At 70.6% G+C, this 24,718-nt stretch carries 24 protein-coding genes; 11 read left to right on the top strand and 13 right to left on the bottom strand.

Features of this window, described 5'->3' with window-relative positions:
- The first annotated feature begins 82 nt into the window (after positions 1–82).
- The 3 genes from AB0E24_RS38735 (at position 83) to AB0E24_RS38725 (ending at position 2,039) form a co-directional block, all read left to right on the top strand.
- The gene (locus AB0E24_RS38735) at positions 83–949 is read left to right on the top strand and encodes a DMT family transporter (protein WP_093701589.1); all 867 of its coding nucleotides are present in this window, start codon (positions 83–85) and stop codon (positions 947–949) included.
- 29 nt (positions 950–978) lie between these two features.
- On the top strand, positions 979–1,344 hold the full coding sequence (locus AB0E24_RS38730; protein ID WP_359384289.1) for an aromatic acid exporter family protein: 366 nt from the start codon (positions 979–981) through the stop codon (positions 1,342–1,344).
- A 407-nt stretch (positions 1,345–1,751) separates the two neighbouring features.
- Complete coding sequence (locus AB0E24_RS38725; protein ID WP_308403557.1) at positions 1,752–2,039, top strand: glutaredoxin domain-containing protein; 288 nt, start codon at positions 1,752–1,754, stop codon at positions 2,037–2,039.
- A 300-nt stretch (positions 2,040–2,339) separates the two neighbouring features.
- Here the strand turns inward: AB0E24_RS38725 and AB0E24_RS38720 are convergent, their stop codons facing one another.
- The 4 genes from AB0E24_RS38720 to AB0E24_RS38705 form a co-directional block, all read right to left on the bottom strand.
- A complete protein-coding gene (locus AB0E24_RS38720; protein WP_069867558.1) occupies positions 2,340–3,032 on the bottom strand; it encodes a GAF and ANTAR domain-containing protein in 693 nt (230 codons plus the stop codon).
- A 23-nt stretch (positions 3,033–3,055) separates the two neighbouring features.
- A complete protein-coding gene (locus AB0E24_RS38715; RefSeq protein WP_099015691.1) occupies positions 3,056–3,598 on the bottom strand; it encodes a gamma carbonic anhydrase family protein in 543 nt (180 codons plus the stop codon).
- An 82-nt stretch (positions 3,599–3,680) separates the two neighbouring features.
- Positions 3,681–4,349 carry a DedA family protein gene (locus AB0E24_RS38710; RefSeq protein ID WP_069867387.1) on the bottom strand — a complete coding sequence of 223 codons (669 nt, stop codon included), beginning with the start codon at positions 4,347–4,349 and terminating at the stop codon, positions 3,681–3,683.
- Positions 4,350–4,499: 150 nt separating this feature from the next.
- A complete protein-coding gene (locus AB0E24_RS38705) occupies positions 4,500–4,952 on the bottom strand; it encodes a DUF4442 domain-containing protein (protein ID WP_069867388.1) in 453 nt (150 codons plus the stop codon).
- 95 nt (positions 4,953–5,047) lie between these two features.
- Between AB0E24_RS38705 and AB0E24_RS38700 the strand changes: the two genes are divergently transcribed.
- Together AB0E24_RS38700 and AB0E24_RS38695 are read left to right on the top strand one after the other, a co-directional pair.
- Positions 5,048–6,202, top strand: coding sequence for a DUF8017 domain-containing protein (locus tag AB0E24_RS38700; protein WP_099015689.1), 1,155 nt, complete (start codon positions 5,048–5,050; stop codon positions 6,200–6,202).
- Positions 6,203–6,283: 81 nt separating this feature from the next.
- Positions 6,284–7,585 (top strand): MFS transporter, encoded by a 1,302-nt coding sequence (locus tag AB0E24_RS38695; protein ID WP_359384286.1) that lies wholly within the window; start codon positions 6,284–6,286, stop codon positions 7,583–7,585.
- On the opposite strand, the gene AB0E24_RS38690 is transcribed toward AB0E24_RS38695, so the two are convergent.
- The 3 genes from AB0E24_RS38690 to AB0E24_RS38680 form a co-directional block, all read right to left on the bottom strand.
- Complete coding sequence (locus AB0E24_RS38690) at positions 7,572–8,417, bottom strand: spermidine synthase (protein WP_359384284.1); 846 nt, start codon at positions 8,415–8,417, stop codon at positions 7,572–7,574. The two genes, AB0E24_RS38695 and AB0E24_RS38690, sit on opposite strands and share 14 nt — an antisense overlap.
- Before the next feature lie 86 nt (positions 8,418–8,503).
- Positions 8,504–9,676 carry an elongation factor Tu gene (gene tuf / locus AB0E24_RS38685; RefSeq protein ID WP_359384282.1) on the bottom strand — a complete coding sequence of 391 codons (1,173 nt, stop codon included), beginning with the start codon at positions 9,674–9,676 and terminating at the stop codon, positions 8,504–8,506.
- A 97-nt stretch (positions 9,677–9,773) separates the two neighbouring features.
- Complete coding sequence (locus AB0E24_RS38680) at positions 9,774–9,926, bottom strand: hypothetical protein (protein WP_167459961.1); 153 nt, start codon at positions 9,924–9,926, stop codon at positions 9,774–9,776.
- A 332-nt stretch (positions 9,927–10,258) separates the two neighbouring features.
- Here AB0E24_RS38680 and AB0E24_RS38675 point away from each other — a divergent pair, with 332 nt between their 5' ends.
- A complete protein-coding gene (locus AB0E24_RS38675; protein WP_359384280.1) occupies positions 10,259–11,032 on the top strand; it encodes a TVP38/TMEM64 family protein in 774 nt (257 codons plus the stop codon).
- Positions 11,033–11,054: 22 nt separating this feature from the next.
- Here the strand turns inward: AB0E24_RS38675 and AB0E24_RS38670 are convergent, their stop codons facing one another.
- Positions 11,055–12,599, bottom strand: a complete 1,545-nt coding sequence (locus AB0E24_RS38670) for an MFS transporter (RefSeq protein WP_359384278.1) — start codon at positions 12,597–12,599, stop codon at positions 11,055–11,057.
- A gap of 317 nt (positions 12,600–12,916) precedes the next feature.
- Here AB0E24_RS38670 and AB0E24_RS38665 point away from each other — a divergent pair, with 317 nt between their 5' ends.
- The gene (locus AB0E24_RS38665; protein ID WP_359150621.1) at positions 12,917–13,789 is read left to right on the top strand and encodes an undecaprenyl-diphosphate phosphatase; all 873 of its coding nucleotides are present in this window, start codon (positions 12,917–12,919) and stop codon (positions 13,787–13,789) included.
- 290 nt (positions 13,790–14,079) lie between these two features.
- Here the strand turns inward: AB0E24_RS38665 and AB0E24_RS38660 are convergent, their stop codons facing one another.
- From AB0E24_RS38660 to AB0E24_RS38640, 5 genes are all read right to left on the bottom strand, one after another.
- Complete coding sequence (locus tag AB0E24_RS38660) at positions 14,080–14,724, bottom strand: HAD family hydrolase (RefSeq protein ID WP_359384276.1); 645 nt, start codon at positions 14,722–14,724, stop codon at positions 14,080–14,082.
- A gap of 40 nt (positions 14,725–14,764) precedes the next feature.
- A complete protein-coding gene (locus tag AB0E24_RS38655; RefSeq protein WP_069867396.1) occupies positions 14,765–15,385 on the bottom strand; it encodes a flavin reductase family protein in 621 nt (206 codons plus the stop codon).
- A gap of 105 nt (positions 15,386–15,490) precedes the next feature.
- Entirely contained in the window at positions 15,491–16,615 is a 1,125-nt protein-coding gene (locus AB0E24_RS38650; protein WP_079153207.1) for a DUF4185 domain-containing protein, read from the bottom strand.
- A gap of 49 nt (positions 16,616–16,664) precedes the next feature.
- The gene (locus tag AB0E24_RS38645) at positions 16,665–18,308 is read right to left on the bottom strand and encodes a fucose isomerase (RefSeq protein WP_359384274.1); all 1,644 of its coding nucleotides are present in this window, start codon (positions 18,306–18,308) and stop codon (positions 16,665–16,667) included.
- A 235-nt stretch (positions 18,309–18,543) separates the two neighbouring features.
- A complete protein-coding gene (locus AB0E24_RS38640) occupies positions 18,544–20,022 on the bottom strand; it encodes an FGGY-family carbohydrate kinase (RefSeq protein WP_359384272.1) in 1,479 nt (492 codons plus the stop codon).
- 277 nt (positions 20,023–20,299) lie between these two features.
- Here AB0E24_RS38640 and AB0E24_RS38635 point away from each other — a divergent pair, with 277 nt between their 5' ends.
- The 4 genes from AB0E24_RS38635 to AB0E24_RS38620 all read left to right on the top strand — a co-directional run bounded on the left by AB0E24_RS38635 (position 20,300) and on the right by AB0E24_RS38620 (position 24,687).
- A complete protein-coding gene (locus AB0E24_RS38635) occupies positions 20,300–21,391 on the top strand; it encodes a glycoside hydrolase family 172 protein (RefSeq protein WP_359384270.1) in 1,092 nt (363 codons plus the stop codon).
- 95 nt (positions 21,392–21,486) lie between these two features.
- Positions 21,487–22,866: an ABC transporter substrate-binding protein gene (locus AB0E24_RS38630; RefSeq protein ID WP_359384268.1), complete on the top strand. Its 1,380-nt coding sequence runs from the start codon at positions 21,487–21,489 to the stop codon at positions 22,864–22,866.
- Positions 22,863–23,828 (top strand): carbohydrate ABC transporter permease, encoded by a 966-nt coding sequence (locus AB0E24_RS38625; protein ID WP_359384266.1) that lies wholly within the window; start codon positions 22,863–22,865, stop codon positions 23,826–23,828. Before AB0E24_RS38630 ends, AB0E24_RS38625 begins: the two co-directional genes overlap by 4 nt.
- Complete coding sequence (locus tag AB0E24_RS38620) at positions 23,818–24,687, top strand: carbohydrate ABC transporter permease (RefSeq protein ID WP_069867402.1); 870 nt, start codon at positions 23,818–23,820, stop codon at positions 24,685–24,687. The genes AB0E24_RS38625 and AB0E24_RS38620 overlap by 11 nt, the downstream gene beginning before the upstream one ends.
- Positions 24,688–24,718 lie beyond the last annotated feature (31 nt).

Here is a 24,718-nt window from a genome sequence, read left to right as displayed (position 1 = left end):
ATATTGAATGGCGTAGTCGAGTGCACTGAACTACTGTGGGCTGCACTCCCACGTTCACCACACTGTACGGCGAGGTTTCCCCATGTCCGCACTCTTCGCTCTCGCCACCAGCCTGCTCTGGGGGCTGGCCGACTTCGGCGGAGGGTTGCTCACCCGGCGCACGCCCGCGCTCACCGTGGTCGTCGTCTCCCAGCTCATCGCGGTGACCGTCCTCGGCGCCATCGTGGTGGCCACCGGCGGATGGTCCGAGGCGGGCCCGCAGCTGTGGTTCGCCGCGGCGGCCGGTGTGGTCGGACCGGCCGCGATGCTGTGCTTCTACCGCGCCCTCGCGCTCGGCCCGATGGGCGTCGTCTCCCCGCTCGGCGCGCTCGGCGGGGTCACCGTGCCGCTCTGTGTGGCGCTGGTGCTCGGCGAGCGGCCCGGGCTGCTCCAGGTCTCGGGGGTCGTGGTGGCGGTGGCGGGCGTGGTCCTGGCCAGCGGTCCGCAGACCGGCGGTGCGCCCGTCCAGCGGCAGACGCTGCTGCTCACCCTGGTGGCCGCGCTGGGCTTCGGCTCGGTGATGGCGCTGATCGCCGAGGCGTCGAACACCCTGACCGGGCTCTTCCTCGCGCTGTTCGTGCAGCGGGTGTGCAATGTGGTGGTCGGCGGTGGCGCGCTCCTGGCCTCCGTACGGCGCGGCAATCCGGGGCTGCCCGAGGGCGGGATGGGCGTGGTGTGGGCGTCGCTGCCCGCGCTCGCCTTCGTGGGCCTCGCCGATGTGGCCGCGAACGGTACGTACAACCTCGCCGCCCACCACGGGCCGGTCACCGTCGCCGCGGTGCTCGCCTCCCTCTACCCGGTGGTGACCGCCCTCGCGGCCCGCGCCCTGCTCGGCGAGCGGCTGCGCGTGGTCCAGGCCACGGGCGCCGGGCTCGCCCTGGTGGGGACACTGCTGCTGGCCACGGGCTGAACGGGCCCCGGTCCGACGGCTCCGGCCCGGTGTCCGGCCTCACGGTCTCCCACCGGCTGCTGCAAGCGGCGCTGGGGGCCGCGATCGGTATCGCGGTCAACGCGCTGGTCCTGCCGCCGGTCCATCTGCGGGACGTACGGGAGAACCTCGGTGGTCTGGCGCGCGGTGCGCGGGAGGCCCTCGCCCACATGGCCGAGGGGCTGGTCCATGAAGACTGGTCGGAGGAGACGGCCGCCGACTGGCGGCGGCTGTCCGACCGTCTCCAACAGCGGCTGGAGAGCCTGCGATCCGCCCGGCTGTGGAGCCATGAGAGCCTCCGGCTCAATCCCGGGCTGCCGCGGAGGTCGCGCGGGAAACCGCTGCCGCTTCCCGCCGAGAGCGAGGACCAGCGGTGAGGAGCGATCGTCGCTCAGATCGGCGGGGTCACCACCACCATGACCGATATCGCCGACGAACGCGCGCGGCGTCTCCACCGCCACCACCGCCGTTCTCGGCACCCTGCTGATCCAGGCTCAGAACATCTGGCATCACCTCGCACCGGACACCTGGCCGCGGCACGGACCCATGAGCGGGGCGGCACCGCAGGCGTCGGCCCGCTCCCGTTCAGTCCGGGCCATCAGGCGATTCTGCGCGACCCCGACGGCGGGCTGTCCACCGTCACCACCGTCTGACGGACGGCCCGCCCCGGCCGGGGCTCGGCGAGATGGCACGCATGCCCACTTCCCCGCCAGGGCCTCCGGGAGCCCGCACGGGCACGGGTACGCTCGGTGCTACACCCGCGGTGGCTGAGGGAGGGGATCCGGTGACGGCGGACCATGCGGACCGTGACGGTGTGGTGGTGTACTGGCGGCCGATGTGCCCGTTCTGCATCCGGCTGCGGCTGCGACTGCGCTTCACCCGGCTGCGATACACCGAGGTGAACATCTGGCGGGATCCGGAGGCGGCCGCGCTCGTCCGGCTGATCGCGGACGGGAACGAGACCGTGCCGACCGTGACGGTGGCGGGCCGGGGCATGGTGAATCCGTCGATCGGAGAGCTGATGGAGGCGGTCAGGGCCCACGCCCCGCACGCTCTGCCCAAGCCCCGATGACCACGTGATGAACCGGGCATCGCTGGGTACCCGCCCCGCACGCCATCGGCGCGAGCCCCCGGGGGACCACGGTGGCCAGGCCCTTCCGGTCCAGACCGCGGGCCGGAAGAGCCGCTCCGGCTGACGCGTCGGCTCCGGCCGGCGCGTCAGGCGTCGGGTCGGCGCGTCAGGCGTCGGCTGGAGTGTCAGACGTCGGCGGGCTGGAGTGTCAGCCGCCCGTCGGCCGACGTGGCAGGCATCAATGGGCCGACGTATCGGGCGTCCATGGGCCGATGTGCCGACTGCCCATGGACCGGCGGGTCAGCCGTCGATGCCGCCGCTCTCGCAGATCTGCCGGGCGATGTCCCGCAGCTTGACGTTCCGCTCCTGGGACACCCGCCGCATCAGCGCGAAGGCGTCATCCTCGGTGATCTTCAGGCGTTCCATGAGGATGCCCATGGCCTCCCCGATGGTGTGCCGGGTCTCCACCGCCTGCTGGAGCTGATCGGCGGTACGGGCGCTGGAGAAGGCGACCGCGGCATGCGAGGCGAGCAGCCAGCCGGCCGTCTCGCTGGCCTTGGTGAAGGCGGCGGGGCGCCGCGAGTAGACGTTCAGGGCGCCGAGGTTCTCGTGCTCGGTGTAGAGCAGGAACCCCATCATGCTGCCGATGCCGAGGTCGCGGGCCTGGCCGACGTAGTCCGGCCAGTACTCCTCGGGCTGGGAGAAGTCCTTGATCCGGAACACCCGCTCACCGCCCAGCCGACGGGCGGCGTCGAAGCAGGGCCCCTCGCCGAGCCGCTCCTGGAGCCGGTCGGACCGGACGACCAGCCCGTCCGTGGGGGCGAGGGTCTCCACCCGCCTGCCGTGGAGCACCAGAATGCCGGCCGCGTCACAGCCCTCCACGAGGTCCATCGCGGATTCGGTGATCCGCTCCAGGGTGGCCTCCACGGATTCCTGTGCCAGCAGGTCCCGCGCCATCGTGGCCATGCGCTCGGCGAAGCCTTCCCAGTCCATGACCACCATCCGATCACATCGGGCTACTCGCCGTCTCCGAGTGCTTCCCGGTACTGCTTCGCCCGCTCCGCGTACACCTGGGCGTTGAGCCTGATGCCTTCCCGCTCCTCCTCGGTGAGGGGGCGCTTCACCCTCGCCGGCACCCCGGCCACCAGCGAACCGGGCGGTATCTGCATCCCCTGCGGCACCAGGGCCTGGGCGGCGACCAGCGATCCCGTGCCGACCCGGGCGCCGTTGAGGACGGTGGCCCCCATGCCGATCAGCACATCGTCCTCGACCGTGCAGCCGTGCACGACCGCGTTGTGCCCGACGGAGACGCGCTCGCCGATCGAGACCGGGAATCCGGGGTCGACATGCACGGTGCAGTTGTCCTGGATGTTGCTGTCGGCGCCGAGGACGATGGGGCCGCCGTCGCCCCGCAGCACCGTCTGGTACCAGATGCTCGATCCGGCCGCGAGCACCACGTCGCCGATCACCACCGACGTGGGGGCCACGAACGCCTCGGGGGCGATCCTCGGCTCCTTCCCGCCGATTCCGAAGATCAAGGCGCGCACCGTCTCTCCCACCTGGTCGTCCCCTTCACATTCCCCGCCCCGACCGGTGAGACCGGTAAGACCGGTAAGACCCGTCCGGCCGCTCCCGGCCGCCTCAGTCACCGGCCGGGACCGGCTCCGGCTCGGCCGTCTCGGCATCGGCCGTCGCGCCCGCGGCGGGCCCGGCCTTCTTGGAACGCCACTTCATGACCAGCATCGACCCGAGACCGAAGAGCAGGGCCAGCACGAGGCCCAGCCAGGAGAAGCGCTTGAGCCAGTCCTCCGCGACCTTGCCCACGGAGTAGATGACCGCGGTGGTGCCACCGGCCCAGACGATGCCGCCGAGCACATTGGCGATGAGGAACTTCCAGTACGGCATGCGCAGCACACCCGCGAGCGGCCCCGCGAAGATCCGCAGCAGCGCTATGAAACGGCCGACGAAGACCGCCCACATACCCCACTTCTGGAAGGAGCGCTCGGCGGTGGCCACGTGTTCGGCGCTGAAGTGCTTGGGGAATTTCCGGCCCAGCCAGTTGAGGAGTGGCTGTCCGCCCTTACGGCCGATGAGATAGCCGATGGAGTCGCCGATCACCGCGCCCGCGACGGCGCACGTCCCCAGGATGTAGGGGTTGATGTGGTCCTGGGAGGCCGCCAACAGCGTCGCGCTGACCAGGACGATCTCACCGGGAAGCGGGATGCCGAGGCTCTCCAGACCGATGACGACGCCCACGAGCAGATACACACTGATCGCGGGCACGTTCTCGAGCCACTCTTGGATATGCAACGCCGGTTCCTCCCCATGTGGCGACCGCTTCCCGGCGTGCGCCGGACGGGACGCGGCACACGCCGGGAAGCCTACTCAATCGGCGCGCGGTCGCCATCATCCCCAGGTCGTGCTCCCGCCCGCGTCGAGTCCGGCGAAAGGAGGAGCTGATCAGCTCTGGGGGCGCAGGGTCCACACGATGGACATCTCGCCGGTGACCGCGCCGTCCTCGCGGGTGATCGCCACGTTCACGGGGAATTCGGGGCGCTCCCCCGCGTCCAGTTCCGCGACCACATCGGCGGCGGGGCGGCCGAGGGTGGCGGTCGCGGTGACGGGCCCCTTGGCGAGCTTCTTGTAGCCGATCTCGGCGCGCACGGCCAGCGGTACGGCACGGCCGAGCTGATCGCCGAACGCCGCCAGCACGACGGCGCCGCTCGCGGACTCGGCCAGGGTGAACATGGCGCCCGCGTGGGGGCCGCCGACGTGGTTGTGGAAGTCGGACTGGTCCGGCAGGCTCAGCACCGCGCGCTCGGGCGACGTCTCGCGGAACTCCAGGTTCAGGGTGCGCACCATGGGCACCGTGGCGGCGAGCATCTCGCCGACGGAGGGCAGGGTTTCTGACATGCCCCGGAAGTTACCACTCGGTAGGAACGCGGGAAAGGGCCGGTTCAAGGGGCAGCCGTAGCAGCTGTCGTCAACCCCCTCTATCGTTACTGGCCATGTGGCCAGGACAGCAGCCGCCCGGGGGCGAGCAGAACAACCCGCAAGGTCAGAACCCCTATCAGCAGCCGGGGTACCAGCAGCCGGGATACAACCAGCCCAACCCGTACCAGCAGCCGGGGTATCAGCAGCCGAATCCCTATCAGCAGCCACCCCAGCAGCAACCGCCCCAGCAGCAGCCGGGGCAGCCGCAACAGCCGGGCTACGGCCCGCCGCAGGGTCCGCCCGGCCCGCCGCAGGGCCCACCTCCCGGCCCGCCGCAGGGTCCGCCCGGTCAGCAGTGGGGCGCTCCGTCCGGTCCACCCGGCGCACCGCAGCCGCCGCGCGACAACAAGAAGCGCACGGCCACCATCGCCATCGTCGCGGCGATCGCGGTCGTCGCGGCCGCCGCCATCACCGGTGCGCTGGTCCTGGGCAAGGACGACAGCGACGGCGGCGACGAGTCGAAGGGCAAGGACAAGACGCCCGCCGTCACCTCGTCCGCCCCGAAGTCCGAGGAACCGACCGAGGACCCGGCCGGCGGCGGTGCGGACAACCCGCGCGCCGGCGGTGACGCCGGCGACGTCAAACCGGTCATACCCGGCTGGAAGCCGGTGGTCAGCGCCAAGCGGCACAACGCCTTCGACGTCCCCCCGGACTGGACGGTCGAATCGCCGGGGCTGAGCACCGGGTTCGAGGACGACAAGGGCAAGCCGCTCGTCGTGATGTCCGCTCCGGCAAGGTTCAAGAAGGACTACTGCTCGGTCAAGGACAAGGACGGCTACACCAACAAGAGCCACGCCGCCGGGGCGGGTTCGAAGGGCGCCCAGGGCGCCAAGAGCGAGGCGTCGGCCGCCAAGATCGAGGCCGAGAACTGGGTCTTCGCCGCCTTCGACCAGCACCAGACCGGGACCCGCAAGGTCACCGAGGCCAAGAAGTTCACCAGCGCCCATGGCCTCAAGGGCTACACCTCGACGGCCACCGTCACCGGAGTGAAGAAGACCGACAAGTGCACCACCGACGGCAAGTCGGTCACCGTGACCTACACGGACACCAACGGCGACTTCGCCACCTGGGTCCTGTACTCCGTCAAGGGCACCAAGGAAGAGGTCCCGGAGTCCACCATCAAGAAGATCATGAGTTCGCTGCGGCCGATGAAGTCGGAGGTCTCCTGACCGCCTGACCGCCTGACCGCCTGATCACGGCGGCCGGAATTCGGTTGGACGCCGGGGCCCGCCCCCAGGGATAGTCCGAATGTGACGACTCCTCCGGCCCCGCGCCTCCGATCGCATCGCCCCGCGTGGGCCGGCCGCAACTACACACTGCTGACCGCCGCCGCCGTGGTGACGGGCCTCGGAAACGCCGGAGCCCTCATCGCGGCGGCGTTCGCGGTTCTGGAGGCGGGCGGGGACGGCGGCGACGTGGGGCTGGTGGCGGCGGCCCGCACCCTTCCGCTGGTCGTCTTCCTGCTGATCGGCGGCGCGTTGGCGGACCGGCTGCCCCGCCACCGGGTGATGGTCGCCGCCAACAGCCTCAACTGCGTCTCCCAGGCCGCCTTCGCCGTGCTCGTCCTGTCCGGCGAGGGACGGCTGTGGCAGATGGCGGTGCTCTCCGCGCTCGGCGGCACCGGGCAGGCGTTCTTCTCCCCCGCCGCCGAGGGCATGCTGCTCTCCAGCGTCACCCGCCAGCAGGCCGCCCGCGCCTTCGCGCTGTTCCGGATGGGTATGAACGGTGCGCAGATCGGCGGGGCCGCGCTCGGCGGCGCGCTGATCGCGGTGGTCGGCCCCGGCTGGGTGCTGGCCGTCGACGCCGCCGCGTTCGCGGTCGCGGGCGCCCTGCGCTCCCTGCTCGACGTCAGTGCCGTCCCGCGGCGGGAACCCGGCGGCGGAATGGTGCGGGATCTGCGCGAAGGCTGGCGCGAAGTCGTCGGCCGGCCCTGGCTGTGGTCGATCGTCGTGCAGTTCGCCGTCGTCAACGCCGTGGTGGGGGCGGCCGAGTCGGTGTTCGGCCCGCTGGTGGCCGAGGACCATCTGGGCGGGGCGCGCCCCTGGGGGTTCGCGCTCGCGGCGTTCGGCGCGGGCACCGTCCTGGGCGGTCTGCTGATGGTCCGCTGGCGGCCGCGCCGGCTGCTGCTCGCGGGCTCCCTGAGCGTGCTGCCGCTCTCCCTGCCGTCGGCCGCGCTCGCCGTGCCGGTGCCGGTTCCGGCGCTGGTCACGGTGATGTTCCTGGTGGGGGTGTCGATCGAGGTGTTCGGGGTGTCCTGGATGACCGCGCTGCACCAGGAGATCCCCGAGGACAAGCTGTCGCGGGTCTCGGCGTACGACTGGTTCGGCTCGGTCGCCATGGTGCCGCTCGCCACGGCGCTCACCGGCCCGGCCGAGGAGGCGTTCGGCCGGACGGCCTCGCTGTGGGGCTGCTCGGCGCTGATCCTGGCGCTGACGCTGGCGGTGCTGACGGTCCCGGACGTACGGCGGCTGCGCCGGAGCGAGACCACGCCCGTCGCCGAGGGCGGGCCGGCCGCCGAGGACACCGCCCCGAAGCCGGTCAGCCCACGCTGAACGCCCCACCCGGCGGCTCGGGCGACGGTACGGCGTCCTCGTCCCACACCGGCGCCGCGCGGCCCATGAAGCGCTCCAGCTCCGCCCCGTACTCGACCCTGGCCGGGAAGGCGTCGGCGGCGGTGCGGCGGGCCAGCGCGGCGACCGGCGGTTCGGTCTGTGCGGCCACCAGCACCGCGTTGCCGAACCGGCGGCCGCGCAGTACGGACGGCTCCGCGATCAGCGCGAGATGGGCGAACGCCGTGCGGTAGGTGGCCAGTTGGGAGCGGAGGAAGGTGAACGGCGCACTGTCGGCCAGATTCGCCGTGTACCACCCGCCCGGCCGCAGCGCCCGGGCCGCGGCGCGGGCGTACTCCACGGAGGTCAGATGCGCGGGCACCCGTGAACCGCCGAAGACATCGGCCACGATGACATCGGCGGACCCCTCGGGCGCGGCCTCCAGCGCGGTCCTGGCGTCCCGCGCGGACACCGTGATGCCCGTCCCGGACGGCAGCGGAAGATGCTCGGCGACCAGCTCCAGCAGCCCCCGGTCGGCCTCGACCACCACCTGGTGCGAACCGGGGCGGGTGGCGGCCAGATAGCGAGGCAGCGTCAGCGCCCCGCCGCCCAGGTGCAGTACGTCGAGCGGGGCGCCGGGAGTGGCGGCCACGTCCAGGACATGGGCGATCCGCCGCGCGTACTCGAATTCGAGATGGCCCGGATCGTCCAGGTCGACATACGACTGCGGGGCGCCGTCCACCGTGAGCAGCCAGGCGTGCGGGCGGTCCAGGTCCGGCATCAGCTTGGCGGTGCCACCGTCCACGGCCCGGCTCACGGGTATCGGCTCGTTCACCCCCTCATTGTGCCGTCACACGCGGATGGCGGCCTCGCCCGTCCGCCTCTCGCCCGGGAGAGGCGGACGGGCGGGGCCGGTGGCGGTCACGGCCGCACGGTGGTCACCGTCCCCGCGCCCACCGTGCGGCCGCCCTCGCGGATCGCGAAGCCGAGGCCCGGCTCCAGGGGTACGGCGCGGCCGAGCTCGACCGTCATGGTGACGGTGTCACCGGGGCGCGCCACCGCGGTGGCCCCGAGGTCCACGGCGCCGACCACATCGGCCGTACGGAGGTAGAACTGCGGGCGGTAGCCGGTGGACACCGGTGTCCGCCGGCCGCCCTCGGCCGCCGACAGGACGTACACCCGCGCCGTGAAGCGCCGCCTCGGTACGACGCTGCCGGGCGCGGCCACCACATGACCGCGGCGCACCGCGTCCCGCGCCACCCCGCGCAGCAGCAGCGCCACGTTGTCGCCCGCCTCGGCCGACTCCATGGATTTGCCGAAGGTCTCCACTCCGGTGACCACCGTGGCCACATCGGTGCCGGGCACCTCGATCCGGTCGCCGACCCGTACCGTGCCGCGCTCGATGGCTCCGGTGACCACCGTGCCGCGTCCGGTGATGGTCAGCACGTTCTCCACCGGTAGCAGGAACGGCGCCCGGGTGTGGCGCACGGGCGTCGGCACATAGATGTCCACGGCGTCCAGCAGCGCCTCGATCGCCCCGGTCCAGCGCGGGTCGCCCTCCAGCGCCCGCAGCCCGGAGACCCGGACGACGGGCGTGGTGTCGCCGGGGTAGCCGTGCGCGGAGAGCAGCTCGCGCACCTCGAGCTCGACGAGGTCGGTGAGCTCGGGGTCGCCCGCGTCGGCCTTGTTGAGGGCCACCACGATGTGGTCGACGCCGACCTGGCGGGCCAGCAGCACATGCTCGGCGGTCTGCGGCATCACGCCGTCGAGCGCGGAGACGACGAGGATCGCCCCGTCGAGCTGGGCGGCGCCGGTCACCATGTTCTTGATGAAGTCGGCGTGGCCCGGCATGTCCACATGCGCGTAGTGGCGGGTCTCGGTCTCGTACTCGACATGCGCGATGTTGATGGTGATGCCGCGCGCGGCCTCCTCCGGCGCCCGGTCGATACGGTCCGCCGGGACGAAGGCGCCGGTGCCGCGCTCGCTCAGCACCTTGGTGAGGGCGGCGGTCAGCGTGGTCTTGCCGTGGTCGACATGGCCCATGGTGCCGATGTTCAGATGCGGCTTGGTACGCACATAGGTCTGCTTGGACATGCGACGGTCTCTCCTCGTCAGCGGGGGTGGGAAGCGCGGACCCCAGAACCTCGCCGACCCTCCCCCTGGGGGATCCGTCGGAGTTGTCCGAGGAGGGTCAGCTTCGGGCGCCGTGGAGGCAGATGGCGGGGAGGGCGGCGGGCGGGTCCGTGGTGAGGGCGGCGACCGCGGCCGGAGCGGGAGAGAGGACGGCAGCCTTCGGCGCGTCCGCGACCGCGGACGTCGGCGTGAGGAAGGCGAGCCGGAACATGCTGTGATCTTCGCGCACCGTACGGTCCGCGTCGAATGGTTTTCGGTGCGTACGGGGTCGGTGGGGCCGGTGGTCCGGGAGCGGACGACCGGGGGCACTGAGGCGGTTGGCCGGGCGTCCGGCCTGCGCGTATGAGGTGTGCGGCCCGCGGCGTTCGGGGTGTCCCGCGACGGCCCGCGGGCCGGTTTCCGGCGGTCCGCGGACCGGTTTCCGGCGGTCCGCGGGCCGGTTCGCAACGGTCCACCGACGCTATGTCGACGGTATTCCGACAATCGGACGACAACGCGACGACATCGCGGTGCCCGCCGGGCCCGGTCGGTTACGCTCCAGCGGTGCTCGATGTCGCCGCACCGCCCGCGAAACCGGCCACCCGCCGGGCCCGCGCCGTGCTCCTCTCACCGTGGTCACGGCTGGGGCTGCTCGCCGCGCTGCTCACGGGTTCCGCGATCGCGGTCTGGCTGTGGGAGCCGCAGCGGCTGCTGACCCAGGGCTGGCCGCCACAGCTGTCGGGCGCGACGGCCGTGGTGCTGTTCACGGCCGCGTACGGGGTGGGCACCGCCGCGCTGGTGCCCCGGCCGCTGCTGAACCTGGCGGCCGGTGCGCTCTTCGGCATCCGGATCGGGCTGATCACGGCCGTCGCCGGCACGGTGATCGGCGCCGGGATCGCCTTCGGTCTCGGCCGACTGCTGGGCCAGGACGCGCTGCGTCCGCTGCTGCGGGGCCGCTGGCTCACGGCGGCGGACCGCCAGCTGAGCCACCACGGGTTCCGGTCCATGCTGGCGATCCGGCTGTTCCCCGGCGTGCCGTTCGCCGCCGCCAACTACTGCGCGGCCGTCTCGCGGATGGGCTGGCTGTCGTTTCTGCTGGCCACGGGGTTGGGCAGCGTGCCGAACACCGCCGCGTACGTGGTCGCGGGCAGCCGCGCCACCACCCCCACCTCACCCGTCTTCCTCCTCGCGCTGGCGTTCATCGCGGTGCCCGCCGTCGCCGGGGCGCTGGTGGCCTGGCGCAAACGCGGCCGTCTGCGGCCCGCGCGGCTCGGGGAGCGCCCCAGGGAGGACGCGGCCGCGGGCGGGACGCCTGGCGAGACGCTGCCGCGGGTCTGACGGCCGGGCCGCGTGCCGGGCGTCAGCCGCCCGCCCGTCCGGGGGCGGAGGTGGCCGCGGCGCGGGCGGACAGCGGTTCGGCGATGTCCTCGAGCGGGCGGCGTTCCGCCGGGACGGCGAGGAAGGCGGCGACGAGCCCGGCGGCGACCATGAGCGCCGCCCCGATGGAGAACGCCAGCACGGTGTCGGCGACGACGCCGCTCCGGGTCAGCTCCGAGAAGATCAGCGGACCGCTGATGCCTCCGGCCGCCGTGCCGACGGCGTAGAAGAAGGCGATGGCCAGGGCGCGCGTCTCCATCGGGAAGACCTCGCTGACCGTCAGATACGCGGAGCTCGCACCGGCCGAGGCGAAGAAGAGGACCACGCACCAGCAGGCGGTCATCGTGGCCGCGCCGAGCCAGCCGTTGCCGAACATCCAGGCAGTGATGAACAGCAGCACACCGGAGAGGATGTAGGTCCCCGAGATCATCGGACGGCGGCCGACCGTGTCGAAGAGCCTGCTCAGCAGGAGCGGCCCGAGGAAGTTGCCGAAGGCGATGACCACGAAGTAGTAGCCGGTGTCACCGCTGGGCACGGCGAAGAACCGCACCAGGATCGAGCCGAAGCCGAAGGTGATGGCGTTGTAGAGGAACGCCTGCCCGATGAAGAGGGCGAGCCCGAGGACCGCGCGCCGGGGATACGCCCGGAGGACGGTCCGGGCGATCTCGATGAAGCCGGTGCTCTTCCGCGTTCTGATGGTGATGGCCCTGTCCGGTTCGGGGAGGCGCCGCCCGGTCTCGTCCTCGATCCGCCGTTCGGCCGCCGCGACCAGTTCGTCGGCGCCCTCCGCCCGGCCGTGGATGAACATCCAGCGCGGGCTCTCCGGGACGTTCCGGCGGACCAGCAGGATGACCAGGCCCAGGACGACGCCGAGGGCGAAGGTGAGCCGCCAGCCCACGTTCAGCGCGAAGAAGCTGGTGTTGAGCATCAGCACGGAGAGCAGCGAGCCGCCCATCGCACCGAGCCAGAAGCTCCCGTTGATGACCAGATCGACACGGCCCCGGTATCTGCTGGGGATCAGCTCGTCGATCGCGGAGTTGATGGCCGCGTACTCCCCGCCGATGCCGAAGCCGGTGAGGAAGCGGAACAGGAAGAACCACCAGGCCGAGAAGGAGATGGCGGTGAGCGCGGTGGCGGCCAGATAGACCCCGAGCGTGATGAGGAAGAGCTTCTTGCGGCCGTAGCGGTCGGTGAGCCAGCCGAAGACCAGCGCCCCGGTGCAGGCCCCGGCCACATACAGGGCCGCCGCCATCCCGGTGACCTGCGCGTCGGTGATGGTCAGCCCGCTGCCGGGCTCGGAGAGGCGGCTGGCGATATTGCCGACGACGGTCACCTCGAGACCGTCCAGGATCCATACGGTGCCGAGGCCGACCACGATCATCCAGTGCCAGCGCGACCAGGGCAGCCGGTCCAGCCGCGCCGGGACCTCGGTGGTGATCGTCCCGCCGGGGCCGGTCCTGGCTCCGGCTCCGTCTCCGGGTCCCTCCCCTCGATCTCCCTGTCCTCCGTGGTGCCCGCTCGCGGTCATACGGTTCGGCTCCTCGGCTGTCCTCGGCTGTCCATAGCTGTCTGCGGCTGTTCAGGCGCTGTTCAGGGCCGATCCTCGGCAGGGCGCCCGCGGCCGGGCGGCCGAGCGCCGAGTACCCGAGGTCAAAGCGATGAACCTATGGTCTGACCAGGCCCTTGATGGGCCGCGCAGCCGGGGACGCTACGCTGCCCCCCAACCGGCTGTTGATCCTCGACCGCCGGCTTCCCGCCGACCATCCCGCCCTGAATCGGTCACGCCTGGTTATCCATGGCTATGAACTGATCAGCGCACGATCAGCCTTGGATAGCGAAGACTCAATGTCGTGGTTCGAATCATTCATCCTCGGGCTGGTCCAGGGGCTGACTGAGTTTCTTCCGATCTCCTCCAGCGCCCATCTGCGGCTCACGGCCGCGTTCGCCGGCTGGAACGACCCTGGGCCCGCCTTCACCGCGATCACCCAGATCGGCACGGAGCTCGCGGTACTCATCTACTTCCGCAAGGACATCGTCAATATCGTCTCGGCCTGGTTCCGCTCGCTCTTCAGCAAGGAGTGGCGCGGCAACCACGACGCCCAGATGGGCTGGCTGGTGATCGTCGGCTCGCTGCCCATCGGCGTGCTCGGGCTCACTCTTCAGGACGCGATCGATGGTCCGTTCCGCGATCTGCGGCTCATAGCCACGACCCTCGTGGTCCTGGGTCTCGTGCTGGGCTTCGCGGACCGCCGTGCGGCGCGCGATGAGAGCGGCGGCCGGCATCGCGTCGCCAACCAGCGCAAGACACTGCAAGAACTGAACATCCGCGACGGCCTGATATTCGGCGTCTGCCAGGCGATGGCGCTGGTGCCGGGCGTGTCCCGGTCGGGCGCGACGATCAGCGGCGGACTGCTGATGGGCTACACCCGTGAGGCGGCGGCCCGCTACTCCTTCCTTCTCGCCGTGCCGGCGGTGCTGGCCTCCGGTGCGTTCGAGCTGAAGGACGCGTCCGATGGCCATACGGAGTGGGGCCCGACGATCTTCGCGACGGTTATCGCCTTCGTGGTCGGATATGTGGTCATCGCGTGGTTCATGAAGTTTATTTCAAGCAAGAGCTTCATGCCGTTCGTGATCTACCGGATCCTGCTGGGCATCGCACTCTTCGCGCTGGTCGGCTTGGGTGTGCTGAGCGCCCACGCGGCCGAGTCGGCGGGCTGACGCACCCATAAGGGCAGGGGGTGGGCCGCCGGCCGAGGAGGGAGGAGTCCGGCGGCCCCTTCGCTCAGGTCTGGCGCCCCCTGAGCGGCATGGGACGAGTCAATCGCCATGCGGGGCATCAGGGAAGGGTGTGCGGTAGATATATGCAGGCATTCGCGTCACACCGGGTGTGAATTCCTCACCCAGCACGCACCTCTCCCCAGGGCTGCCACACCATCCGAGCTGCCACGCCATGGGTCCGATCACACCGGCGGTTCGGTGACCCGGTCACATCCGCGGTTCCGTGACGGTCACATCCGGGGTTCGGTGACGATCTCCACCAGCCGGTCCAACGAGTCGATCCGCCAGTCCGCCATCGCCGCGTCGTCCGTATCGGCCCACAGATACGCCCACGGCCCCCGGCGGATATGCGCGGCCCGCAGCCCGGCGGCCTTCGCGGGGCGGATGTCGAAGGCCGGGTAGTCACCCACGTAGACCGTGTCCCCGGGCGCGGCACCACCGAGCTGCGCCACCCGCCGGAAGAACTCCGGATCGGGCTTGGCGACCCCCCACTCACTGGATGTCGCCACGGCGTCGACCGGCAGCCCCAGGCCGCGCAGCAGCTCACCCGCCCGCAGCGACTGATTTCCGGCCAGGACCACCCGCAGCCCCGACGCCCGCAGCGCGCCGAGCGCGGACCGCACATCCGGGTACAGATCGGACTCGTCCAGCCACTCCCCACGGCCCGCCGCCTCCCGCGCCCGCCGCTCGGCCTCGATGTCCACGCCCGGTCGCACCAGCCGGATCGCGTCCCCGTCGTCCCGCCCCTGCGCGACCACGGCTCCCACCAGCGCGGACAGGGTATGCCGCGGCACCCCGAGCCAGTCGGCCCAGGCACCCCAGTAGCGGTCCTCACGGACGAGGGTCGAGCCGATGTCGAACACCACGCTCTCCATCACCCCGGCCCCTTCCTCCGCTTGCTCCGGCCGGTGCGCCTCACGCCTGCTCCAGCCCCCGGCCCTCCCAGTCCTCGTAACGGATCCGGGCGAGGTCGCGCACATCGCCGACCGTGCCCCATTCGTTCTTGCCCAGCCGGGACAGCGGCCGCAGCCTGGAGATCTCCGCATGCCCGTCGACCATCACCTCGTCGTCGACCACGGCATGCACCACCCGCCCGAGAACCACCGTCGAATTTCCGAGCCCCAGCGTGCCGTGCACCACACACTCCAGCGCCACCGGCGACCCCGCCACCCGGGGTGGCTTCACCCGCGCACTCGGCTCCTGCGCCACCCCCACCGCCTCGAACTCGCTCACCCCGTGCGGAAAGTTTGTCGCGGTCGCGTTGACCTGCTCGAACAGTGCCTCGGGGGCGAGGTTCACCACAAACTCCCCGGTGTCCTCGACATTCCGCAGCGAGTCCTTGCGCCCCACGGAGGTGAACTGCACGATCGGCGGATCCACGGCCGCGACGGTGAAGAACGAGTGCGGGGCGAGGTTGGCGGCACCATCCCCGCTGACCGTGGACACCCAGGCGATCGGCCGGGGCACGATGGTCGAGGTCAGCAGCTTGTAGAACGGGACGGGGCCCATGGTCTCGGGGTCGAAATCGATACGCATGGGCCCCAGTATCCGCGCCGGTGACGGCGCACCCCAACGGGGTCAGCGGCCAGGTGCGGCCCCACCAGCTGCTCGGCTCCTCCGCGGATGTCGGTGGCGGCGTGCTCAGGCGGCCAGGCCGTTGATCCGGTACTGCATCACCCGGTAGTTCTGGTCGTCGTACCACTGGCTCACGGCGAGGTGGAAGTCGCCGAAGGTCGAGCCCGGGACGATGAAACCGCCGTAGGGGTTGGCCACCGCGTTGCCGGACTCGTTGCCGGGAGTGGTGGGGACGATGAGGGGCTGTTCCGGGGTGGCGAACAGGTCGCTTGTCGGCAGGGCGAAAACCTGGGCGCGGATGTCAAGGGGCTCCATGTTCAGCCAGGTCAGGGCGTACTTGCCGCCCATCGCACGGAAACAGATCTCCCCGAACCGGCGCCGGGCGGTGATCGTGGTGGGGTAGTTGCCCCAGCCCCAGGAGCCGTTCGCATAGCCCCACGGCTGGTACGCCGCCGGGTCGCCCAGTTGGTCCTGCCGGACGCGGTGGAGCAGGAGGTCGGATGCCACGTCCCGGTTGAACACGCTCGACAGGACATAGCAATAGCCGTCGTCCGCGACCGCGTAGGTCTTCTGCTGGAACTGGCCTCCGTACTGGTCCCCGGGCCACTGGCACAGGTACTGCCACGTCTGGCCGTTGTCCGTCGAGCGCCAGAAGTCGGAGTGGTGGGTCCGGTACAGGACACCGCGCATCAGATGCATGTACATCGTGTCGCCGACGGTGAAGACGTCCGACGGTATGGCGGTCGTGTTGTTCTCGTGGCTCTCCGGGACCAGGCCCACGGCGTGTGAACCGCCCACGCTGTCGTCGATGACGAGGGCGTTCAGATCGGGGTGGCGGGCCCGCAGGCCCACCGGGGCCCGCCAGTCGGGGCCGCCCACCCCGCCTCCGTCGAAGGTGTCGCCGCAGATGAACAGCATCGTGCCGTCGGGGCAGCGGACGGGGATGCCCAGGTCGGTCCACGGTGCGGCGAACCGGCCCGTCTCGGCCGGGCCCGTGAGGTTTCTGACCTTCGTGCCGGTGATGGCGGCGGCCGCGGCGACGGCCCGTGGCGCCCCCGCCGTCAGTCCGGCCGCCGTCGCCGCCAGGCCCAGACCGGCGGTGAGCACCAGACGGCGGCCGGGGCCACCGGCGGTTGCGGCGTGGTCCCCACCGGCCGTACTGGCGCTGAGGGGATGTGATGAAGCTGCCATGTGCGACTCCTCGGAATCGTGCGCTTCTACGGCTATGGCTACGGCATGGCTACGGCTGGATGGCCACGTCTCCGCACAGGTGCACCTCGACGCCCAGCTCGGCGAAGAGCGCGGCCTTGGCGCGCAGCGCCTTGTCGGCGGTCGCCGCGTCGGGGGCGTAGGCCACGTTGAGGTGGTTGGCGCGGTGGCGGGCCATGAACTGGTCGCGGGTGACGCCGTGCAGGACCGCGTGCATGATCGGCCACTGGTGGTTGGTGGCGTCGAGCCGGCGGCGGGTCTCCTCCTCGGGCAGCTCGACCGAGGTGGCGCGGCCGAGGTCGACGTGCAGCCCGCCGTCCATCAGGAACACCCGCGACCAGACGATCTCGCCGGGCTTGGAGACGCCGCTGAGGGTGCCGCCGCCGAGGGGGAAGAACATCGGGGGCTGGCGCATGCTGTACGACTTGTCGTAGCCGCCGTTGTGGGAGGCGGGCACCGAGCCGGAGATCTCGAAGACCCAGACGAACCGGCCGTCGTACTCCTCGCCCCAGCGGATGTCATGCAGTGTGGTGGCCGGGTCGAGGCCCATCGCGGTCCAGATGCGGTTGGTGACCAGGGAGTCGACGGCGACGCCCTCGTCCACCTCGTTGAAGTGCGGCAGCGGCGCGCCGGGGTAGAGCTCGCGGGCGCCGTCACGGCTGCGCACCGGCGGGCGCTGGACGTTGTTGAGCAGGCCCTCGGCGAGGTCGCTCGCCGGGACGGTGTCCTTCAGGCCCTGCTGGTACTGGATGCCGACCGCGTCGAGCCCGAAGTCGTCGGCGATGCGCACCGCGGCGATGTACATCGTGAACTGGCTGAGCAGCTGTGCGTCGGTGAGTTCGGTGGCCTCGTCGGTGCCGGTGTGGAAGGTCATCCCGGCCCGGTCGAGCCAGCCGCGTACCTCCCGGGCCTCCTCGTCGGACACGTTCCTCATCTCGGCGACCAGGGCGCTCTGCGACAGCCGCTCCTTGTAGATGCCGAGCGGGTTGAGGAACTCGTCGTCGATGATGGCGTTGTACATGCCCATGCAGCCCTCGTCGAAGACACCGATGATCGCCTTCTCCGCGCGCAGTTGGCGGGCGAGTGCCGTGCCCAGTTCGGTCTCGGGGTCCTCGCGCGGCAGGGGCGGCAGGGGCCGGACATGGCTGGTGTCGTGGGTGAGCGTGCCGGTCTCCAGCCAGGTGCGCAAGGACTCGCGCGCCCAGTCGTCGGTGAAGTCGGCGCTCCACAGCACCGAGTAGTCACATCCCGCCTTGGTGAGGCTGCCGGCGAGGTTCAGCAGGCCGACCAGCCCGGGGAACTCACCGCTCCAGTTGGCCACGACCAGGATCGGGCCCCGGTGGTCGCGCAGACCGGAGAGTACGTGGTGGCTGTACTGCCAGACGGCCTCGACGACGATGAGCGGGGCGTCCTCGGGTATCCGCTTGAAGATCTCGATCCCGGCGCGCTGGCTGTCGATGAACCCGTGCCCCTTGGCCTGGTCGACCGGGTGGCCGCGGCGCACCTTCCGCCCGAGGTCGGTGAGGGCCGCGGCGAGGTCGCCCTCCAGCTTCTCCTGGGTGGGCCAGCAGGTGACGTTGGCGGCGGGGCGCAGATCGCCGCTGGCCACGGTGTAGACGGTGTTGGGCTCGGCGGCGGGCGGCCGGTGGAGCTCGGGCAGGGTGTACGCGGTCATGCGGTCTCCGTTGGTGGTGCGTCGATGGTGCGTGCGGTCCGTGGCGGGGCCGACGCGGGTCGAGCGGAGTCGGTCACCGGTGTCACGCTCGGCGGGAAGGCGGCTGTGGCCTCCGGCCGGGGCGCATCGGGGTGTGGCCTCTCGGGTGGCGCCCTTCTGGAGGGCACCATTCGAAAGGGGGGCGCTCGGCGCTCCTGAAGTGCGAGTGCTTCAACGCTCCTGAAGTACGAGTGCTTCAGCGCTCCTGGAGTGCGGCCAGGGCGTGGACGGTGGCGGCGGTGTCCGGGTACAGCCGCCGGTAGAGGGTGTACAGCTCGTCGTAGCGCCCGGTGTGCTCGGCGCGGGGCATCACCGTCTCGCGCACTGGATTCCAGTCCTCGATGGAGGCGTCGCCGACGAGTTGGGCGGCCAGCAGAGCGTCGCCGTAGCCGGCGCCGATGGTGATGGTGCGCAACTCCTGTGGGCGGCCGGTGATATCGGAGACGATCTGTGTCCACAGGGCGCCCTGGGTGCCGCCGCCCACGGCGACCACGCGGCGGATGTCGCCGCCGACCGCCTCGATGACCTCGATGTTCTGGCGGACCGCGAACCCGGTGGCTTCGAGTGCGGCCCGGTAGAGGTCTCCGCGGGTGTGGGACAGGGTCAGTCCGGCGATCACTCCACGGGCGTCCGGGTCCATGATCGGGGTGCGCTCGCCGGAGAAGTACGGGAGCATCAGCAGGCCATTGGCTCCGGGGCCCGACTCGGCGGCCAGCGCGGTGAGTCGGGCGTGGTCGCCGTCGGCGAACAGGTCCCGCAGCCAGTTGGCGACCGCGCCGGAAGTGGCCATGCCGCCGGCCAGGTTGCGGGTCCCGGGCAGGGCGCCGACCGTGCCCCACAACGACGGGCTGGTCAGCGGCTCGGGCACGGTGTGGATGAGGAACATGGTGGTGCCGTACATCAGCATCAGATCGCCGATGTTCTGCGCACCCACGCTCAGCGCCTCGGCCCAGGCGTCGACGGTGCCGGTGGTGACGGGGATACCGGCGGGCAGACCGGTCGCCCTCGCGGCCTCGGGGGTGAGGGTTCCGGCCGCCTCGCCGGGCCAGCGCAGTGGCGGCAGTTCGATACCGGGGGCGACGTCGGCGGCCCAGGGGGCGTACCACTCGCGGGTGTGCGTGTCGTACAGCGGGGTGCACTGGCTGGCCGAGTGGTGGTCCAGGACGTAGTTGCCGGTGAGCTGCCTGACCAGCCAGGAGCTCGGCATGTACAGCCGCCGGGCCCGCGCGTAGAGCTCGGGCTCCTCCTCGGCGATCCAGGCGATCTTGGGCCCCGCTGCCTGTGTGGTCAGGGCGGAGCCGCCACGGCGCATGATCTCATCGGCGCCCAGCCGTGCCTCGATGCGCTGGATCTGGTGGACGGAGCGGGTGTCCACACCGTAGAGAACGGCGGGGCGCAGTGGGGTGTCCCGCTCATCGGCCAGCAGGACACACGGCCCCATGCCGCTGACCCCGACGGCGACCACGGTGGTGTCATCCGCGGCGGCCAGCTCCCGCGCGAGTTCGATGAACTCGCGCCACCAGATGGAGGCGTCCATTTCGAAGCGTCCGGGGCCGGGCCGTGCGGGGGTGTGCTCCCGTGCGGCCGAGCGGATCAGCGTGCCATCGAGACCGACGAGGACGCCCTTGCTGCTCGAAGTGCCGATGTCCACACCGATGACTGCGTTGCGAGGCATGGCGAGCACGCTGACAGAAAACGATTTCATCGTCAAGGGAGCCCGCACAAATGGCCTTTGCCCTGGCCAAAAGCCATATCAGCGGTGCACGTCGACACCCCGGGACCGGCCATACGTCTCACCCCTTGACACCCCCTGGACCCCGCTCTACGTTGCGGTGAAATGGATTTCAGACGTGCTGCGCCGCACTGCCGGTGACGCCGTTCCCCGCGCGCCACGGCGCCTCTTTCAGGTCCGCCGCACGCACCCCGTACCCCACCCATGAGGGCAACACACGATGACGACCTTTGGACTCGACGGCATCTCCCGCAGGACGCGTGCCGTGAGCCGTTCCATCAGCGCCGAGAACGTCACCGGCGCCAAGTCCGGCGGCGGCCGCGCCACGGAGGGCACCGGGGCCGTGGCGGCGAGCAGGCTGGGGCCGGGCTGGAAGATCTCCCCCAGCATCGACATCGACCCCGGCACCACGGCCGTGCTCGCCGATATCGAGGGTCCGGGCACCATCCGCCACCTGTGGTGCACCACCGACCCGCACCGGGCCTGGCGGGGCACCCTGCTGCGGATGTACTGGGAGGGCGAGGAGGACCCGGCCGTCGAGGTGCCGCTCGGTGACTTCTTCTGCAACGGCTGGAACACCTTCAGCCAGGTCTCGTCCGTGCCCATCGCCGCGAACCCCAACGGCGGCTTCAACGCGTACTGGCCGATGCCGTTCCACCGCAAGGCGCTGATCACCCTGGAGAACCTGACCGCCGAGAAGGTCACGCTCTACTACCAGGTGGACTACGAGCTGGACGAGGTCGGCGACGACGCCATCTGGTTCCACGCCCAGTGGCGCCGCAGCCACCCGGTGCCGTACGGCGAGGTGCACACCCTGCTGGACACGGTCACCGGCGCCGGCAGCTATGTCGGCACCTATCTGGCCTGGGGCGTCAACAGCCCCGGCTGGTGGGGCGAGGGCGAGCTGAAGTTCTACCTCGACGGCGACGACGAATTCCCGACGCTCTGCGGCACCGGCACCGAGGACTACTTCGGCGGCGCCTGGAACTTCGACGTCCCCGGCCGGGGCTACACCGCCTACACCACGCCGTATCTGGGCCTGAACCAGATCCTGCGCCCGGACGGGCTGTACAGCAGCCAGCAGCGGTTCGGGATGTATCGCTGGCACGTCCTGGACCCCATCCACTTCTCCGAGGACCTGCGCGTCACCGTGCAGAGCCTCGGCATCGGCCCGGGACAGGGCAACGGTCTGCCGCACCGCTACCGGCACACCAGCGACGACATCGCCAGCACCTCGCTGTTCTACCTGGACACCCCGTCGTCCACGTCCCGTCCGGCCTCACCGGATCTGCTCACCCTCGAAGTCGACTGACGCGAAGCCGGCTTACGAGAGCCCCGGGGCCCGCCCCGTACGCCCCCCACGATCCGCACGTCCCAGCCCCATCCCACTCCGACAGGAGCGCACGCATGCTCCAGCACGGCAATGAAGCCGGGCGCCCGGCCACCTTCTCCCCCGGCACCTCACGCCGCCGTTTCCTCACCGCGATGGCGGGCGCGGGGTCGGCGGTGACGGCCCCGGCGCTGCTCACCGGTTGCGGTACGGCCCGGGCGAAGGGGGGCAACCTCCAGTTCTGGAACTTCTACGGGCCCCAGCGCTCGCCGGACCCCGCGGTCAACGCACAGTCCAAGTGGTTCGTCGACATGGTCGCCCGGTGGAACGCCACCCACAAGGCGCGGATCGACCTCGTCCATCTGCCGCAGCCCACCTATCTCAACGGATTCAAGCTGCCGTCCGCCTTCGCCACCGGCGAGGGCCCGGACATCTTCCTGCTCTCCCCCGGCGACTTCCTGCGCTACTACAACGGCGGTGTCCTGGCCGACCTCACGCCGTACATGGAGAAGGCGGCCATCGAGGACTTCGGCTCCGCGCTCGACAGCCGCAGGGTGGACGGCAAGGTCTACGCCCTTCCCATGGAGATCGAGCCGCTGGCCATGTTCTACGCCCAGGACGTCTGGGAGAAGGCCGGTCTGTCGGAGGCCGACATCCCCGCCACCTGGGACCAGATGCTCGACATCGGCGACAAGCTGCGCACCGGGACACGGGCGGGGCTGGTCTTCGAGACCAACCCGGGCTACTACCAGAACTTCACCTGGTACCCGTGGTTGTGGCAGGGCGGCGGCGAGGTCCTGGACGAACACGGGAACGTGGCCTTCGACTCCAAGGCCACCCGCCAGGCCCTGCGGCTCTGGCAGGACGCGGTGGGCCACGGCATCGCCCCGCGCACCCTGCCCGCCGCGGGCGATGTGATCGGCGGTTTCAAGGGCGGCAACGTCGCCATGTGGCAGCAGGGCATCTGGAACGTATCCAGCTTCAAGGCGTTCGCGCCCAAGTACAAGTACGGCGTCTTCAAACTGCCCACGCCCCCGGGCGGCCGGTATGTCACCGCGCTGGGCGGCTGGTCCTTCTGCGCCAACGCCCAGGGCCGCGACCCCGAGGCGGCGGCCGAGTTCTGCGTCTGGGCGCTGGGCTCCATGAAGGACCACTCCATCAACCGGATGGTCGAGTGGTGCGTCGGCACCAAATCCGATGTGGCGCCCCGCGACAGCGCCCTGGAACGCGGCTCCGCCAAGGGCGGCTACGACTCGGAGATCATGAAGCGGTTCAAGGACGAGATCTTCCCGGGCGGCCGTGCCGAACCGCGCTATCCCCCGGTCGTCTACAAGGCGATCTCCGACGCCATCCAGGGCACCATGCTCGCCGGTCACGGCGTGGCGGATGAGGCCGAAAGAGCCGCCCGGTCCATCGCGGCCTACACCAAGAGCTACAAGGGGGCGAGCCTGATATGAGCAGCGTCGCCGCACAGGAGCGCCGCCGGGCCACCGCCGCCCCGGCGCGGACACCCGCCTCGACCGGCCGGCCGAGGCTGAGCCGCAAGCACCGCGAGTGGCTGGCCGCCGGACTGTTCCTCGCGCCCGATGTGCTCGGGCTGCTGGTGTTCGTCGCGATCCCGATGGTGCTCTCCATCGTGCTGAGCTTCTTCCAGGTCAGCGGCTTCGGCAGCTATGAGTGGATCGGGCTCGGCAACTACCGGCGGATGGTGAACGACCCGCTGTTCTGGGACTCGATGGAGATCACGGGGCTGTATGTGGTGTTCCTCGTCCCCGTGCTGTTCTGTGTGAGCCTCGGATTGGGTCTGCTGGTCAAGCAGAAGCTGCCCGGCGTCGGCGTCTACCGCACCGTGCTCTTCCTGCCGTACGTCATCAGCCTCGTGGTGGTCGGCGTGTTGTGGAAGTTCCTGCTGGACGAGCAGACGGGGGTGGTCAACCGGGCCATGCGCGCCGCCGGTTTCGACGGCGAGTCCTGGCTCGGCAGTCCGTCCCTCGCGCTCGGCTGTGTCATCGCCGTCATGGTGTGGGTGATGATGGGTTACTACATGATCATCTTCCTGGCCGGGCTCCAGGAGATCCCCCAGGAGTTCTACGAGGCAGCGAAGCTGGACGGCGCGGGGCCGTGGACCACCTTCCGCACCATCACCTGGCCGCTGCTGCGGCCCACCAGCTTCTTCGTCCTGCTGATGGCCACGGTCGCCGCCATCACCGGCGGACTCGACCTGATCTTCGTCCTGACCAACGGCGGCCCCGCCAACGGCACTTCGCTCGCGATCTTCTACATCTATCAGCAGGCGTTCGGATTCGGGGAGTACGGCTATGCCTCGGCCATGGGCTCGTTCCTGGTGCTGATCATGGTGCTCGTCTCCGCGGTGATCTTCAAGTTCACGAGAGGCGGGAGGTTCGACGATGGCGAGTGACACCATGGCGGCACGGGCCCACACCACCACCCCCACAGCCGGCCGACGCCGGGCGCCCTCCGCACGTGCCGGACTGACTGTCCTGGCCGTCGTCCTGTCGCTGATCAGCCTCTTTCCGGTGCTGTGGATGGTCACGTCGTCCTTCAAGACGCGTGCCACCGTCACCGACGGGCGGCTGATCCCGCGGGACTTCACCTTCCAGAACTTCGTCTACGTCTTCACCGAGGTGCCGTTCGGCCGCTATCTGTGGAACAGCTTCTTCATCTCCTCGGTGATCACCGTGGCGGCGCTGTTCTTCCACTCGATGGCCGCCTACGCACTGGCCCGGCTGCGCTTCCCCGGGCGCGAGAAGCTCTTCGGCGCGATCTTCGCAACCCTCCTGGTCACCGCGCCGGTGGTGCTGATCCCGCTGTTCCTGGTCGCCCGCGAGCTGGGTCTGCTCGACAGCTACGCCGGGCTGATCATCCCGGCGATCTTCAACGCGTTCGGCATCTTCCTGCTGCGCCAGTTCTATCTGGGGCTGCCGAAGGAGTTGGAGGAAGCGGCGGTCATCGACGGCTGCGGCCACTGGCGGGTCTACTGGAACATCGTCCTGCCGATGTCCCGGCCGATCCTCTCGGCCCTGGCGATCTTCTTCTTCCTCGCCAACTGGAACGCCTTCGTCTGGCCGCTGGTCGCCACGAGCGATCAGGATCTGACCGTGGTTCAGCTGGGCATCTCCTCGTTCCAGACGCAGTACACATCCAACTGGAACTACATCCTGGCGGCGTCGACGGTGGCCGCGCTGCCCATGCTGATCCTGTTCTTCGTCTTCCAGCGGCAGATTGTGGAGTCGGTCAAGACATCGGGCTTGAAGTGACCTGGTGACGGGCTCGCGGGCGCGTGCGTCC

The organism is Streptomyces malaysiensis subsp. malaysiensis, assembly GCF_040653035.1.
GTDB classification, from domain to species: Bacteria; Actinomycetota; Actinomycetes; order Streptomycetales; family Streptomycetaceae; genus Streptomyces; species Streptomyces malaysiensis.
Note: the sequence above shows the minus strand (reverse complement) of the source record. Positions and strands in the feature narration are given on the sequence as shown.

Coding starts and splice junctions, on each gene's coding strand:
- AB0E24_RS38735 (WP_093701589.1), top strand. CDS start 83: ATGTCCGCACTCTTCGCTCTCGCCACCAGCCTGCTCTGGGGGCTGGCC.
- AB0E24_RS38720 (WP_069867558.1), bottom strand. CDS start 3,032: ATGGACTGGGAAGGCTTCGCCGAGCGCATGGCCACGATGGCGCGGGAC.
- AB0E24_RS38705 (WP_069867388.1), bottom strand. CDS start 4,952: ATGTCAGAAACCCTGCCCTCCGTCGGCGAGATGCTCGCCGCCACGGTG.
- AB0E24_RS38700 (WP_099015689.1), top strand. CDS start 5,048: ATGTGGCCAGGACAGCAGCCGCCCGGGGGCGAGCAGAACAACCCGCAA.
- tuf (WP_359384282.1), bottom strand. CDS start 9,676: ATGTCCAAGCAGACCTATGTGCGTACCAAGCCGCATCTGAACATCGGC.
- AB0E24_RS38680 (WP_167459961.1), bottom strand. CDS start 9,926: ATGTTCCGGCTCGCCTTCCTCACGCCGACGTCCGCGGTCGCGGACGCG.
- AB0E24_RS38670 (WP_359384278.1), bottom strand. CDS start 12,599: ATGACCGCGAGCGGGCACCACGGAGGACAGGGAGATCGAGGGGAGGGA.
- AB0E24_RS38665 (WP_359150621.1), top strand. CDS start 12,917: ATGTCGTGGTTCGAATCATTCATCCTCGGGCTGGTCCAGGGGCTGACT.
- AB0E24_RS38660 (WP_359384276.1), bottom strand. CDS start 14,724: ATGGAGAGCGTGGTGTTCGACATCGGCTCGACCCTCGTCCGTGAGGAC.
- AB0E24_RS38655 (WP_069867396.1), bottom strand. CDS start 15,385: ATGCGTATCGATTTCGACCCCGAGACCATGGGCCCCGTCCCGTTCTAC.
- AB0E24_RS38650 (WP_079153207.1), bottom strand. CDS start 16,615: ATGGCAGCTTCATCACATCCCCTCAGCGCCAGTACGGCCGGTGGGGAC.
- AB0E24_RS38645 (WP_359384274.1), bottom strand. CDS start 18,308: ATGACCGCGTACACCCTGCCCGAGCTCCACCGGCCGCCCGCCGCCGAG.
- AB0E24_RS38640 (WP_359384272.1), bottom strand. CDS start 20,022: ATGCCTCGCAACGCAGTCATCGGTGTGGACATCGGCACTTCGAGCAGC.
- AB0E24_RS38635 (WP_359384270.1), top strand. CDS start 20,300: ATGACGACCTTTGGACTCGACGGCATCTCCCGCAGGACGCGTGCCGTG.
- AB0E24_RS38630 (WP_359384268.1), top strand. CDS start 21,487: ATGCTCCAGCACGGCAATGAAGCCGGGCGCCCGGCCACCTTCTCCCCC.
- AB0E24_RS38625 (WP_359384266.1), top strand. CDS start 22,863: ATGAGCAGCGTCGCCGCACAGGAGCGCCGCCGGGCCACCGCCGCCCCG.
- AB0E24_RS38620 (WP_069867402.1), top strand. CDS start 23,818: ATGGCGAGTGACACCATGGCGGCACGGGCCCACACCACCACCCCCACA.